The sequence below is a fragment of the Pseudomonas halotolerans genome (assembly GCF_039581215.1).
In the GTDB taxonomy this organism is placed as follows: domain Bacteria; phylum Pseudomonadota; class Gammaproteobacteria; order Pseudomonadales; family Pseudomonadaceae; genus Aquipseudomonas; species Aquipseudomonas tehranensis.
This window is the reverse complement of record NZ_JBCNTJ010000006.1, coordinates 155,474-168,899: the sequence shown is the minus strand read 5'-3', so window position 1 is coordinate 168,899 and position 13,426 is coordinate 155,474. Positions and strand designations below refer to the sequence as shown.

The 13,426-nt window shown below is 61.3% G+C and carries 10 protein-coding genes and 3 pseudogenes; 6 read left to right on the top strand and 7 right to left on the bottom strand.

Annotated features, from left to right (window positions below):
* Positions 1–65: 65 nt before the first annotated feature.
* Positions 66–836, top strand: coding sequence for a ParA family protein (locus tag AAIS01_RS10820; protein ID WP_343468952.1), 771 nt, complete (start codon positions 66–68; stop codon positions 834–836).
* A gap of 114 nt (positions 837–950) precedes the next feature.
* Here the strand turns inward: AAIS01_RS10820 and trxC are convergent, their stop codons facing one another.
* On the bottom strand, positions 951–1,373 hold the full coding sequence (trxC, locus tag AAIS01_RS10815) for a thioredoxin TrxC (protein ID WP_343468950.1): 423 nt from the start codon (positions 1,371–1,373) through the stop codon (positions 951–953).
* Between the two features lie 173 nt (positions 1,374–1,546).
* Complete coding sequence (gene ycaC, locus AAIS01_RS10810; protein WP_343468949.1) at positions 1,547–2,173, bottom strand: isochorismate family cysteine hydrolase YcaC; 627 nt, start codon at positions 2,171–2,173, stop codon at positions 1,547–1,549.
* A 156-nt stretch (positions 2,174–2,329) separates the two neighbouring features.
* On the opposite strand from ycaC, the gene AAIS01_RS10805 reads away from it, so the two are divergent.
* The 3 genes and pseudogenes from AAIS01_RS10805 to AAIS01_RS10795 all read left to right on the top strand — a co-directional run.
* On the top strand, positions 2,330–3,235 hold the full coding sequence (locus tag AAIS01_RS10805) for a LysR family transcriptional regulator (RefSeq protein ID WP_343469046.1): 906 nt from the start codon (positions 2,330–2,332) through the stop codon (positions 3,233–3,235).
* A gap of 246 nt (positions 3,236–3,481) precedes the next feature.
* The gene (locus tag AAIS01_RS10800; protein WP_343468948.1) at positions 3,482–3,760 is read left to right on the top strand and encodes a hypothetical protein; all 279 of its coding nucleotides are present in this window, start codon (positions 3,482–3,484) and stop codon (positions 3,758–3,760) included.
* Positions 3,761–3,769: 9 nt separating this feature from the next.
* Positions 3,770–3,904: pseudogene (locus tag AAIS01_RS10795) on the top strand (transcriptional regulator); the annotation flags it as partial.
* Positions 3,905–4,027: 123 nt separating this feature from the next.
* Here AAIS01_RS10795 and selO read toward each other — a convergent pair.
* The 5 genes and pseudogenes from selO to AAIS01_RS25685 form a co-directional block, all read right to left on the bottom strand.
* Complete coding sequence (gene selO / locus AAIS01_RS10790) at positions 4,028–5,491, bottom strand: protein adenylyltransferase SelO (protein ID WP_343468947.1); 1,464 nt, start codon at positions 5,489–5,491, stop codon at positions 4,028–4,030.
* Positions 5,492–5,528: 37 nt separating this feature from the next.
* A complete protein-coding gene (mscK, locus tag AAIS01_RS10785) occupies positions 5,529–8,891 on the bottom strand; it encodes a mechanosensitive channel MscK (RefSeq protein ID WP_343468946.1) in 3,363 nt (1,120 codons plus the stop codon).
* 34 nt (positions 8,892–8,925) lie between these two features.
* Entirely contained in the window at positions 8,926–10,668 is a 1,743-nt protein-coding gene (locus AAIS01_RS10780) for a potassium/proton antiporter (protein ID WP_343468945.1), read from the bottom strand.
* A 312-nt stretch (positions 10,669–10,980) separates the two neighbouring features.
* Positions 10,981–11,580: pseudogene (locus tag AAIS01_RS25690) on the bottom strand (methyl-accepting chemotaxis protein); the annotation flags it as partial.
* Positions 11,581–11,883: 303 nt separating this feature from the next.
* Positions 11,884–12,540 (bottom strand): annotated as a pseudogene (locus AAIS01_RS25685) (MCP four helix bundle domain-containing protein); the annotation flags it as partial.
* 323 nt (positions 12,541–12,863) lie between these two features.
* Between AAIS01_RS25685 and AAIS01_RS10770 the strand changes: the two are divergent.
* Positions 12,864–13,094 (top strand): hypothetical protein, encoded by a 231-nt coding sequence (locus AAIS01_RS10770; RefSeq protein ID WP_092395630.1) that lies wholly within the window; start codon positions 12,864–12,866, stop codon positions 13,092–13,094.
* A complete protein-coding gene (locus AAIS01_RS10765; protein WP_092395632.1) occupies positions 13,091–13,393 on the top strand; it encodes a cell division protein ZapA in 303 nt (100 codons plus the stop codon). The genes AAIS01_RS10770 and AAIS01_RS10765 overlap by 4 nt, the downstream gene beginning before the upstream one ends.
* Positions 13,394–13,426 lie beyond the last annotated feature (33 nt).

The window sequence follows — 13,426 nt, the reverse complement described above, 5'->3', positions numbered from 1 at the left end:
GAAGGTAGCGAAGCGGTATCGTGGCCTACTACACTCGGGAATCTTTGATACACGGAGGTTTTGACATGCGGCGCGTGGTGTTCAATCAGAAAGGTGGCGTGGGCAAGTCCAGCATCGCCTGCAATCTGGCAGCGGTCAGTGCCAGCGAGGGGTATCGCACGCTGTTGGTGGACCTGGATGCCCAGGCCAACTCCACTCAGTACCTGACGGGCCTGACCGGCGACGACATCCCCATGGGTATCGCCGATTTCTTCAAGCAAACCCTGTCGTCCGGGCCCTTCTCGAAAAAGAACAAGGTGGATATCTACGAAACGCCATTCGACAACCTGCATGTCATCACCGCCACCGCCGAGCTGACGGATCTGCAACCCAAGCTTGAGGCGAAACACAAGATCAACAAACTGCGCAAGTTGCTCGAAGAGCTGGATGAGGATTACGACCGGATTTATCTGGATACCCCGCCCGCTTTGAATTTTTATGCGGTTTCGGCACTGATCGCTGCTGATCGTGTGCTAATTCCCTTCGATTGCGACAGTTTTTCACGTCAGGCGTTGTACGGGCTGTTGGCGGAAATAGAAGAACTCAAGGACGACCATAACGAAGGGCTTGAGGTCGAAGGCATCGTCGTCAATCAGTTCCAGGCGCGTGCCAGCCTGCCGCAGCAGATCCTCGACGAACTCATTGCCGAAGGCTTGCCGGTTTTGCCGGTGTACCTGAGCAGCTCGGTGCGCATGCGTGAATCCCATCAGGCGAGCCTGCCGCTGATCCATCTGGATCCGCGGCACAAACTGACCCAGCAGTTTGTCGAGCTGCATAGCCTGTTGGAAAGCGCCTGATTCTGGCCTGTGCAAAAACAAGGTGGAAGCGGGCTTGCTCGCGAATGCGGTGTATCAGAGTTGACTGATACACCGCATTCGCGAGCAAGCCCGCTCCCACATTTCTCTCACGGCTCAAATCCCCTGGCTACGCAACCAGCTCATCAACTGCGGCAACGGCAGTGCCCCGCTCTGGCGCGCCACTTCGCGGCCGTCCTTGAACAGAATCAGGCTGGGTATCGAGCGGATCCCCAACTGCGCCGATAGCGGCTGATTGGCTTCGCTGTCGAGCTTGGCCAGGCGGCATTTACCCATCAGTTGCAGGGCGGCCTGTTCGAACACGGGCGCAAAGGACTTGCATGGCCCGCACCAATCGGCCCACACATCCACCAGTAACGGCAGGTCACCCTTGATCTGGCTGGCGTAGTCGCCTTGCTTGAGTTCGAACGGTTTGCTCAACAGCACCTGGGCTTTGCAGCGCCCGCACTTGGGCGCATCGCCCAGGCGTTCGGCGGGGATGCGGTTGAGCCCGTTGCAGTGGGGGCAGGGGATCAGCATTGGGACAGTCTCCAGGAAAAATCATCGGTACAGATTGAACACTATATAGAAACCACCGCAAAAACCTGTGGGAGCGAGCTTGCTCGCGAATGCGGTGTGTCAGACATATAGATGTCGACTGACGCACCGTCTTCGCGAGCAAGCCCGCTCCCACAAGGGTTAGGCGTTGCCGGTTATTTCGCGCTGGTCAGCGTGTTGTAGCTGGTCATGAGGTTGCGGTAGTCCGGGATGTGGTTGGAGAACAAGGTCGCCAGCCCTTCCACATCGTTGCGCCAGTCGCGGTGCAGTTCGCAGGCCAGACCGAACCAGGTCATCAGTTGCGCACCCGAGGAGGACATGCGGTCCCAGGCCGATTGACGGGTCAGCTCGTTGAATGTGCCAGAGGCATCGGTGACCACGAACACCTCGAAACCTTCGGCCAGGGCCGACAGTGCCGGGAAGGCTACACAGACTTCAGTGACCACGCCGGCGATGATCAGTTGCTTCTTGCCGGTGGCCTTGATCGCCTTGACGAAATCTTCGTTGTCCCAGGCGTTGATCTGGCCAGGACGAGCGATGTACGGCGCGTCCGGGAACAGGGTCTTGAGCTCGGGCATCAACGGACCGTTGGGGCCGGTTTCGAAACTGGTGGTGAGGATGGTCGGCAGCTCGAAGTATTTGGCCAGGTCGGCCAGGGCGAGCACGTTGTTCTTGAAACGGTCCGGGTCGATGTCACGCACCAGCGACAGCAGGCCAGCCTGGTGGTCCACCAGCAGAACGGCGGCGTTATCTTTGTCGAGACGGTTGTAGGAAGCGGTCATGGCGTGAGTCCTCTAAGTTTTGGCTGCCGAACGGTTCGGCGTGGTTAACGTTTTCAGTGTTGGTGTGTTGCTAAGCGATGGACATAGATTAAAACTGGCACCTTTGATGCGCTAGACTGCGAAAATCAGCCTTAGCGTTCTATTTGGAGAACGATCATCGAAGACCTCAACACGCTTTACTACTTCACCCAAGTGGTCGAGCACGGCGGTTTCGCCGCCGCCGGCCGGGCGCTGGACATGCCCAAATCGAAACTCAGCCGGCGGATTGCCCAGTTGGAAGAGCGCCTTGGGGTGCGGTTGATCCATCGCACCAGTCGTCATTGCTCGTTGACGGAGATCGGCCAGGCCTACTATCAGCGCTGCCTGGCGATGCGGGTCGAGGCCGAGAGCGCGGCCGAAGTGATCGAACGCAACCGCTCCGAGCCCCAGGGGCTGGTGCGCCTCAGTTGCCCGACGGCGTTGCTCAACAGCTGGGTCGGGCCGATGCTGACCCGCTACATGCTCAAGTACCCGCGGGTGGAGTTGTTCATCGAGAGCACCAACCGCCGGGTCGACCTGATCCATGAGGGGTTCGATATCGCGTTGCGGGTACGTTTTCCGCCCTTGGAAAACACCGACATGGTCATGAAAGTACTGGGTAACAGTACTCAGTGCCTGGTGGGCAGCCCGGCCTACCGCGAGCGCCTGTCCTCACCCGCTTCACCGGCGGACCTCCACGGTTTGCCGAGCGTGCATTGGGGGGCTGCGCAGCGCGAATACCAGTGGGAACTGTTCGGTCCGGACGGCGCCAGCGCGTTGATCCGCCATGAACCACGCATGGTCACCGATGACCTGCTGGCCCTGCGTCATGCGGTATTGGCGGGTATCGGCATCGCGCACCTGCCCGCCGTGGTGGTGCGCGAGGACCTGGCTGCTGGACGACTGGTGGAGTTGGTGCCGGGCTGGACGCCCAAGTGCGGGATCGTCCATGCGATCTTCGCCTCACGGCGCGGGTTGCTGCCGTCGGTGCGCACGCTGATTGATTTTCTGGCCGAGGAATTCAGTCACAGCGACATGGCGTAGCGTGGAGGCAGCCATGCCAGCGGATTCTCCTTGTGGGAGCGGGCTTGCTCGCGAAGACGGTGTGTCAGTCAACATCTATGTGTCTGATACGCCGCATTCGCGAGCAAGCCTGCTCCCAAGGGACTCACACTCCAGGCTTCTCCAAGGACGTTTATCAAGGCTGCCATTCATCAGGTGCGCCGCACTGAAAAGCTGTCAGGGCCTCAAAAAGACACCACGTATCTGTTTGCAGACTCAGGAGGTCCCATGAGCCATCCTCAAGACCCAGCCACTCCCCAAGCAGTGGACAACCCCAATGACGACGGCTTTGTCCTCGGCACCGCAGGCCGCGACGAAGACCCTAACGCCGCCCCGGCCTACGCCATCGACCGCCGCCACGAGCGGGATGAACTGACTCCCGAAGACGCCCGCGGCATGCCCGGTTACCCCGATAAAAAACCGCCGGCCAAACCGGCTGGTGAAGAAGGGGCCGAGACAGAACCGGGCATCGAGACGCCTGAGCAGGGCAACGACAAGGTTGGATGAGCAGGGCCACACCCGCTCACATTGCCAGGCGTCGACACCCAGTCGGTGGTATCGGAGGTATTGAGCGGCAAACGCCAGCTCAATTTAAGGCAGGTCCGCTGGTTGGCGGGGCGCTTCGGCGTATCGGTTGAAACCTTTATTTGACGGTCGCTGTGGGAGCAAAGCTTGCTCGCGATGCGGGCTCCTCGGTTTTTGGGGAAGACCGAGATGCTTTCATTGCGGGCAAGCCGTGCTCCCACATGTCTTGCCCTCGCAAGACTGAAGCCTTTACGACGAACAACTGATTTCCAGGTGCTTGCCCCACTCCGGCGGGCGTTGCGCGTAGCTGTCCATGCCCGGCTGTTCCTCGAACGGCTTGCTCAGCACCGTATGCAGGCGGCGCACTTCGTCGTAGTCGCCTGACTCGGCAGCGTCGATGGCTTTCTGCGCCAGGTAGTTGCGCAGCACATACAGTGGGTTCACCGCGTGCATGCGGGCGCGCCGCCTGTCTTGATCGACAGCACCTTCACGGCTGACGCGGGCGACATAAAGCTCGCCCCAGGCGTCGAAGCCCTTGAGGTCGACGAAGTCATCGCGCAGGCTGGCGACGGCTTGCTCGGGGGATTGATCGCCGAGCCGACGGAAAAACAGGCTGTAGTCGACGCCACTGTTTTGCATCAGTTGCAGCAGGCGCTCCACCAGGTTCTGGTCATCCTCCTCGGCGCTGGTCAGGCCTAGCCGGCGGCGCATCAGGTCCAGGTAGTGGGCCTGGTACAGCGGCAAATACAAACCGAGTGTTTCACGCAGGGCCTCGACGCTGATGAACGGCGTCAGGGCCTGGGCCAGGGCGCTGAGGTTCCATTGGCCGATGGGCACCTGGTTGCTGAACGAGTAGCGGCCCTGGTCGTCGGAGTGGTTGCAGATGAAATTGGCGTCGAAGTCGTCGAGGAAGGCGAATGGCCCGAAATCGAAGGTGATGCCCAGGATCGACATGTTGTCGGTGTTCATCACGCCGTGGCAGAAGCCATAGGCTTGCCATTTGGCGATCAGTTCGGCGTTGCGCTCGACGATCTCGCGGAACATCGCCAGGTACGGCTCCGGTTGTTCGCGGCACTCGGCAAAGTGCATGTTCAGCACATGTTCCGCGAGGGTGGCATGCAACTCGGGCTTTTTGGTGTAGTAGAAGTATTCGAAATGCCCGAAGCGCACATGGCTCGGCGCCATACGCAACACCATGGCGGCGCGCTCCTGCTTCTCGCGCCACACCGGGGTGTCGGAACCGATCACGCATAACGCGCGGGTGGTGGGTATGCCCAGGGCGTGCAGCGCTTCGGACGCCAGGAACTCGCGGATCGAGGAGCGCAATACCGCTCGCCCATCGCCCATGCGTGAGAACGGGGTCTGGCCGGCGCCCTTGAGGTGCAGGTCCCAGTGCTCCCCGGCCTCGTTGTAGACCTCCCCCAGCAACAGCCCGCGGCCGTCCCCCAATTGTGGGTTGTAGTGGCCGAACTGGTGTCCTGAGTACACCATCGCCCGGGGTTCGGTTTCAGCCCACAGCTTGTGCCCGCCGAACAACTCGGCGAACAGCGGTGCCTGGGCTTCGGCCGGGTCCAGGTCCAGCAACGCCATGGCTTGGCGGCTGGCAACAACCAGTCGGGGGTTGTCGATAGGCTCGGGGAGCACGTGGGCCGAGAAACCGTCGCCTAGACGGGCGAAGCGGTTATCGAAGGTCAACGTTTCCAGGGTTTTCATGGCCGTCTCCGGCGCGATGCCCGTAGGCTTCGCGCGATCAGTCGAGTGTGGCTGCCGGCGGCTCCGGCAAGGACTTGGGCCCTGGCGTGAGGGGAGGCTCGGGCGTCGCGGTTTTGTCTTCAGGCAAGACAGGTGTCAGTTTGTATTCCAGGCCTTGAAGATTTTTCAAGGAGACTTCTACCTGCCGGAACGCAATGCTGATGCCCTGTTTCTTGAATTCGCGGCTGATGAACCGGTTGATCTCGTCCAGCACCGGGTTGCGGTCGCCCAGATCACGCACATGCATGCGCAGCTCATGGTCCAGGGTACTCTCCCCGAAGTTGAGGAAGTACACCAGTGGTTCCGGCTCCTTCAGCACCCGTGGATTCTCGCGGGCGGCCTTGAGCAGCAGTTCCTTGACCAGATCCAGGTCCGACCCGTAGTCCACGCCCAGCTTGAGGGTCACGCGGGTGACGGTGTCCGTCAGCGACCAGTTGATCAACTGCCCGGTGATGAAGGTCTTGTTGGGGACGATGATGTCCTTACGGTCGAAGTCGGTGATGGTGGTGGCGCGGATGCGGATCTTGCTGACCGTGCCCGACAGGTTGCCGATGGTGATGGTGTCGCCGATCCGCACCGGACGCTCGAACAGGATCATGATCCCGGAGATGAAGTTGGCGAAGATCTCCTGCATGCCGAAGCCCAGGCCCACCGATAGCGCGGCCACCAGCCATTGCAGCTTGTCCCAGCTCACGCCCAGGGTGGACAGGGTGGTGACGAAGCCGATGCCGGCGATCACATAGGACAGCAGCGTGGTGGCGGCGTAGGCGCTGCCCTGGGCCAGGTTGAGCTTGGACAGGACGAACACTTCCAGCAGTCCCGGCAGGTTGCGTGCCAGGGCGAAGGTGATGCCGATGATGATCAGCGCGCCGAGCATGTCGCCGATGCTGATGGGCACCATGCTCATGGTGGCGCCGGTGCCGCTGGTGTATTCGTAGAGGGTGATGTTGTCCAGGTAGGAGAACACGCTGATCAGGTCTGACCAGACCCAGTACAGCGCGGCAATGAAGCCGCCCAGCAGGGCCAGGCGGATCAGGCGCAGGGACTGCTCGTTGACCTTTTCGATGTCCAGGGTCGGTTCCTCGACCACTGCTTCACCGTCACCGGCTTCCTTGGTCGCCTGACGCTTGGCCAGCGCGCGCTGGTAGGCCAGGCGCCGCGCCGCGACCGACAGGCCGCGTACGAAAGTCGCTTCGATCACCAGCCAGAACATCAGCAGGTACAGGGTATTGATCAGTCGGTCGCTGAGTTTGAGCGCGGTGTAGTAGTAGCCGAAGCACACCGCCACGAACAGCGCGATAGGCAGCGCGGTGAACATCACCCCGACGGCCTTGCGAAACAGTGAGGTGTTCTGGTGCGTCGGGCTGCTGAGCAGCAGGCGGCTGAGCAACCACGCCATCAGGGCGTAGCAGGTCAGCACCACCGGCATGCCCAGCACATCGTCGGCCAGGGCGGAGGGTTGCAGTTCAGCTACCGCCACCACGGCCACCAGCGCCAGTACCACCAGCCCGAGTCGGCGGATCCAGCCCTGGAGGAATTCGACCTGGGGCTTTTCCCAGCGGAAATGCAATTCAGCCACGCCACCGGGCGCCAGCACCCTATAGGCGGTATAGAACACCAGCCAGGCCTGGCCGATCTGCAGCAGCGCCGCGCCGAGGTTGGCATTCTGGCCCCGGGCGTCGATCTGCAGGGCATAGCCGCACAGAGCCAGGGCCAGGGCGACCGGCATCGCCAGGAGGATATTGATCAGAATCGCCTGTGGGGTGTGCCACTGACTGTCACGCTTGAAGTGGCCGACGTCCTGGTGAACCTTGTTCAGCCGGGCATACAGATTCTTGCGTCGCCACAGCAGAGCACCGATGAGCAGCGCCAGGGGCAGGAACAGCAGCGGCCGCTGGGTCAGGCCGTCCGCCAGCTCACTGAGGCTCGAGGCCCAGGGTAGCGAGTCAACCTGTTTTTCCAGGCGAGCCGGCACGTCACGCATCCATTCCAAATCCAGCGGCTTGTTGCTGGGAATCCAGAACATTTGCTCTTCGAGGGTGGCGCGCAGGTTTTGCGCGGTACTGAGCAGTTGCTTCTGGTTGAGCTGCAAGGTGATGGATTCGTTAAGCACCGCGCTCAACTCGCGGTTCAGGCGTTCCAGCAGGTCGACCCGGGTCAGGGCCAGTTCCAGCAGGGTCTTGCGCAGTTGCGGCGTGACTTGCTCGGCAGGCTGCGACGCCAGCAGATTGTCGACATAAGCGCTTGGATTGTTCAGCAGTTCGCGTTGCTGGCTGACTTCGAACTGGTACAGGCGGATGTCGGCGATCTGGTCCGCCAGATTCTTGTCCAGTTCCAGGCGCGGTAGGGTCTGGCGCTGTTTGTAGAGAATCTTGGACAGCAGCAGGCTGCCCTTGAGTACGCTGATCTGCTCGTCCAGCGCGGCGTCGGTCTGGGTAACGCTGTCCAGCAGTTGTTTGGTCTGCAGGTTCTGCTGGGTGACCTCATTGAGGCGGTCGGTGCTTTTGAGCAGATAGTCGGAAAGCTTCAGGTTGGCCGCGCTTTCGGTCGCCAGCAGGCTGCTGCCGCCGGCCTTCTGGGCTTCGATGGATTGTTGGGTCACCGTCTCCTGGGACTGGGCCAGGCGTTTCTGGTTGATCAGGTTTTGCAGGTCCTGGATTTCCTGCTCCATGCGGTTGATTTTTTCCGTCAGCAGGTCGCGCTGGCTGTTGCCCAGGTCTTGCAATTGACTGTTGCCGGCCAGTTCCTGGCGACGCAGCGGAATCAATGCATTGAGTGCCGCCAGTTCGGCGTTGAGCTGGTCGCGCTGTTCGCCGTTGAGGGTTTTACCGGCCTCCTTGCCGGTCTTGAGGATCGTGTTGATTTGCTGGATGCGGGTCTGGCTGTTGGCGATCTCGGCCTGGGCGCGCTCGGGCCGGGTCTGAGCGGTAATGACCAGGCTATTGGCGTCGGCCAGGGCTTTTTGCAAATCACCCTGCTGGGTGGAGCGCTCCGTCAGCATCTGTTCGAGTTGGGGAACCGGCAGGTTGGCGTAACGCTGCGCCACCGGCACCACGGGCGTGCTCTTGAGCCGGGCCAGTTCGCGCTGGTTCTCGATGTTTTGCTTCGGGGCATTGGCCAATTGTTGCTTGAGGTCAACCAGCTTCTGCTCGTATTCGGCCTTGCTGGTGAGCTGTGCCAGAGTCTTTTGCAGTGTCTCCTGCAAGGCCTTCTGCTCGGCTTCCGGCAGTTTGCGGTCAGCGATTTTGTCCAGGCTGGCCTGTACCGAAGCGCTGGTGGGCGGTTCAGCGGCTTGCAGCGGGCAGACGGAAAGACTCAGGCCCAGCAGGGCAATGGTGAAAAAGGAGCGCAGGGTAGGCATAGAGACCGGTCGAGCAAGTGAAAGTGGGAGCAGTTTAGAGGAACAAGCCGGGACCCGGGCGACTTCCTTCGGGGAATCTGACGCCCACTTTGCCGATCTTGTTCCCGTCCATGACCGCAACGGTCCATAGGGTGTTGTTCCATTCCACCTGGTCGCCGACCACTGGCGCGCCGCCAACTTTCTGGGCGATGAAGCGGCCCAGGGACATGTCCGGATCGATGCCGTCCAGCTTCAGCCCATACAGGGCCGCAACTGCGGCCAGCTGGGCGTCTCCTTCGAGTACGAAGTCACCGAAGAAGCGCAGATCCAGGCCCCTTTGCGGAGCCTGGCTGAACAGTTTTCCAAGGGCCGGCAAATCGTGTTCATGACCGATGACACAGAGCAAATCACCGACTTCCAGCACGGTACTACCCGACGGATGGAGCAGTTGCTGGCCACGGAACAGGGCTGCGATCCGTGTGCCGTCGGGCATTTTCAGATCCCGCAGGGGCGAGCCGATGCACCATTTCTCCGCGCCGAGGCGATAGATGAACAGTTCCCACTCACTGGTGACGTGGACCTCCAGCGCTGCCCGGGAAATCGGCAGGGGTTCTGGCGGGACGGTGACATGCAGCAGTTTGGCGACCCACGGCAGGCTCGTACCTTGCACCAGCAACGACACCAGCACGATAAAGAACGCCAGGTTGAAGTAGAGCTGGGCGTTGGGCAGGCCGGCCATCAATGGGAACACTGCCAGGATGATCGGCACCGCGCCGCGTAGGCCGACCCAGGAAATGAACACTTTCTCGCGGCCATGGAAAGCCTTGAACGGCAACAGCCCCACCATCACCGACAGCGGACGTGCGATCAGGATCATCCACAAGGCCAGGCCCAGGGCAGGCAGGGCGATCGGCAGCAGGTCATGGGGCGTGACCAGCAGCCCCAGCACTAGGAACATGCCGATCTGCGCCAGCCAGGCCATGCCATCAAGCATGTGCAGGATGCCATGACGGCTGCGCACCGGGCGGTTGCCGATCACCAGGCCGCACAGGTAAACCGCGAGGAAGCCGCTGCCGTGCAGGGCGTTGGTCAGGGCGAACACCGCCAGGCCGCCGCTGATGACGAGGATCGGGTAGAGCCCGTTGGCCAGGTTGATGCGGTTGACCAGTTGCAGCATCAACCAGCCCCCACCCAGGCCGATCACACCGCCAATGCCGAATTCACGCAACAAGTGCCCCAGCAGGTTCCAATGCAGACCTGTTTCACCGCTGGCGAGCATGCCGATCAGGGTAACGGTCAGGAACACCGCCATGGGGTCGTTGCTGCCGGACTCGATCTCCAGCGTCGCGCTGACCCGCTCGTTCAGGCCCTTGCCGCCCAGCAGCGAAAAGACCGCCGCGGCATCGGTGGAGCCGACGATGGCACCGATCAGCAGGCCTTGCATCAGGTTCAGATTGAACAGCCATGCCGCCGCCAGGCCGGTCAGCCCGGTGGTGATCAGTACGCCAACGGTGGCCAGCGACAAGGCTGGCCACAACGCCACGCGAAAGCTCGACACCCGCGTGCGCAAGCCACCGTCCAGCAGAATGACGGCCAGCGCGAGGTTGCCGACCAGATAGGCCGTGGCGTAGTTATCGAAAAGAATCCCGGCGCCATCGACACCGGCCAGCATGCCCACGGCCAGGATGATCACCAGAATCGGGATGCCCAGGCGGGACGAGAGGGAACTGACCAGAATGCTCGCACCCACCAGCAACGCGCCGATCAAGAACAGGCTGTTGATGGTCGTCGCAGTCAAAGGCAATACTCCGAGCAAGCGTGAGGGGCGGGCGCAAACTGACCATGCAGTCTGCGTGCCAGCGATTCTAACCTGTTGAAATGTGATGCTGTCAAAAAAGGTTGGGTACAAGCGCGGCAGCACCGTGGCGAGAGGGCTTGCTCCCGCTGGGCCCTGTAGGAGCTGGCGAAGCCTGCGATCTTTTGATCTTTATCTTTCGCTTTCGACTCAATGGGTCGTAGAAAGATCGCAGCCTCGTTGCACTCGACAGCTCCTACACAGCTCCTACAGGGCCCCGCGGGAGCAAGGTCCCTCGCCACAAAAGCCAGAGAGTTAAAGGCTGAACCGCCCAACCATGCTGTTCAAATCCACGGCCAGGCGTGACAGTTCGGCACTGGCGGCGCTGGTCTGGTTGGCGCCAGTGGCCGATTGCACCGACAGGTCGCGGATGTTCACCAGGTTGCGGTCCACTTCACGGGCCACCTGGGCCTGTTCTTCGGCGGCGCTGGCGATCACCAGGTTGCGCTCGTTGATCTCGACGATGGCGGTGTTGATGGTGTCCAGGGACAGACCGGCACCACGGGCGATGTTCAGCGTCGACTCGGCACGTTCGGTGCTGTTGCGCATCGAATCCACCGCGTGTTCGGTGCCGCTCTGGATGCTGCCGATCATGCGTTCGATTTCGCTGGTCGACTGCTGGGTTCGATGGGCCAGGGCGCGCACTTCATCGGCCACTACCGCAAAACCACGACCGGCTTCACCGGCACGCGCGGCTTCGATGGCGGCGTTCAAGGCCAGCAGGTTGGTCTGGTCCGCCAGGCCGCGGATTACATCCAGCACCTTGCCAATGTCACGGGACTCATTGGCCAGGTCGCCGATCAACGTGGCGGTGCTCTGTACATCGGCGCTCATGCGTTCGATGGCGCTGACCGTTTCCTGCACCAGGTCGCGACCGTCACCCGCAGAGGCGGTGGCGTCTTTCGAGGCTTCGGAGGTGCTGACCGCGTTGCGTGCCACTTCTTCGACGGCGCTGGTCATTTCATTGACCGCCGTGGCGGCCTGCTCGATTTCGTTGTTCTGCTGGGTCAGGCCACGGGCGCTTTCGTCGGTGACGCTGTTGAGCTCTTCGGCAGCGGAGGCCAGTTGGGTGGCCGAGCCGGAAATCCGCTGCAAGGTATCGCGCAGTTTGTCCTGCATGGTCGACATCGCCCGCAGCAGGCGACCGGCTTCATCGCTGCCATCCACGGTAATCGGTCGGGTCAGGTTGCCCTTGGCGATTTCTTCGGCGGCCTCCAGGGCGCTGCCGATCGGGCGGGTAATGCTGTTGGTCAAAAGCCAGGCGAACAGCAGGGTCAGGCCGGTGGCGATGACCAGCAGCGTGACCACCCAATTGAAGGCCGTTGAATATTGTTGGGTCGCGTCCTGATTGAGGGCTTCGGCTTGCTGGTTGTTGATTTCCACCAGGCGATTGATTGCCACGTTGATGGCGTCCGAGTTGCTCAGCAGTTCAGTGTTGAGCAGGGCGCGCAACTCATCGAGCTGATTGTTGCGCGAAAGGGTTTTCATCCGCTCTTCGAGCTGGCGGTATTGGCTCAGCAATTGAACGTACTGATCGTAGGCGGCCCGCTCCTGCGGGGAGCTGATGAGTTTTTCGTAGGCGCTTTGAGCAGCCTGGATCTGCTGATTGCGTTGCTCGAACAAGCTGAAGGTTTTCTGCTGGATGTCCGGTTCGCGGTTGACCAGCAAGCGATAGGACAGCACGCGCAGGCGCAGGGTCAGCGAGGTGAATTCATCCAGAGCCTTGATGCTGGGCACACTGTTTTGGACGAGGCTTTCGCCGGACGCACGGATTTTGCTCATCTGGCTCAGGGCGAACACCCCGAGGGCCAGCATCAGGGCGCCGATCAGGGCAAACCCCAGGAACGCCCGCGGCGCGATATTCATATTACGTAGGGACATGGAAAGTACCGGAAGAGGGCGCGTCCGTGCGGGGGCTGTGACAGGTGTTCCCTGACTTATCGGTCATACGACTAAAGTCTTGAGTCGCTGCGTGCTTTTGTCGCAGGGCAGCGCCTGCTGCGCGACGAAGGGCGGGAACCAGATCTTCCATTCACAGTCTTTACAGCTCGCCAGCGAAGCACCGCCGCCCAAGCCGTGGCATTGACGGTGACTTTTCTTTATCGTACGCGCCCCCTTGAAAAAGCCTGGAAATCAATATGTTGGAAACATCCCTCAGCCAACTGGAACAACTGGTCAACGACCTGGTGCAACAGAACCGCCACCTCGCCGGCCTGAACGAGACGCTGAATGCGGAACTGGCCAAAGCCAAGGATGAAAATGAAAGCCTGCAACTGAGCCTGATGGAACAGGAAGAGCTGCACGGCACCACCGCCGCGCGCATCCAGGCCCTGATCGAGCGCGCCAGCGCCGGCCCTGTCAGCGCATGAAGCATGGCGCCGACGGGGTGACAGTCGTCTCGATCCTGGGAGAAGACTATTCAATCAAGGCACCGGCCGGGCAGGAACAGGCCCTGCTGGACGCCGCTTCGATGCTCAAGGCGGCCCTGGCCGACACCAAAAGGAAATACCCGACGCTGATCGGTGATCGCCTGCTGGTGCTGGCGGCCATGAACCTGTGCTCGCAACAGATGGAAATGCAGAAGCAACATCAAGCGGAACTCGACCGTTACCAAGAGCAAGTCAGCGCCACGGTCGAGGTCATTGCCAAGACGATTCAGCAGGCTTGAAGGCCAAAGGCTAGCGCAGACCCAACGGTGGGA

Coding starts and splice junctions, on each gene's coding strand:
- AAIS01_RS10820 (WP_343468952.1), top strand. CDS start 66: ATGCGGCGCGTGGTGTTCAATCAGAAAGGTGGCGTGGGCAAGTCCAGC.
- trxC (WP_343468950.1), bottom strand. CDS start 1,373: ATGCTGATCCCCTGCCCCCACTGCAACGGGCTCAACCGCATCCCCGCC.
- ycaC (WP_343468949.1), bottom strand. CDS start 2,173: ATGACCGCTTCCTACAACCGTCTCGACAAAGATAACGCCGCCGTTCTG.
- AAIS01_RS10800 (WP_343468948.1), top strand. CDS start 3,482: ATGAGCCATCCTCAAGACCCAGCCACTCCCCAAGCAGTGGACAACCCC.
- selO (WP_343468947.1), bottom strand. CDS start 5,491: ATGAAAACCCTGGAAACGTTGACCTTCGATAACCGCTTCGCCCGTCTA.
- mscK (WP_343468946.1), bottom strand. CDS start 8,891: ATGCCTACCCTGCGCTCCTTTTTCACCATTGCCCTGCTGGGCCTGAGT.
- AAIS01_RS10770 (WP_092395630.1), top strand. CDS start 12,864: ATGTTGGAAACATCCCTCAGCCAACTGGAACAACTGGTCAACGACCTG.
- AAIS01_RS10765 (WP_092395632.1), top strand. CDS start 13,091: ATGAAGCATGGCGCCGACGGGGTGACAGTCGTCTCGATCCTGGGAGAA.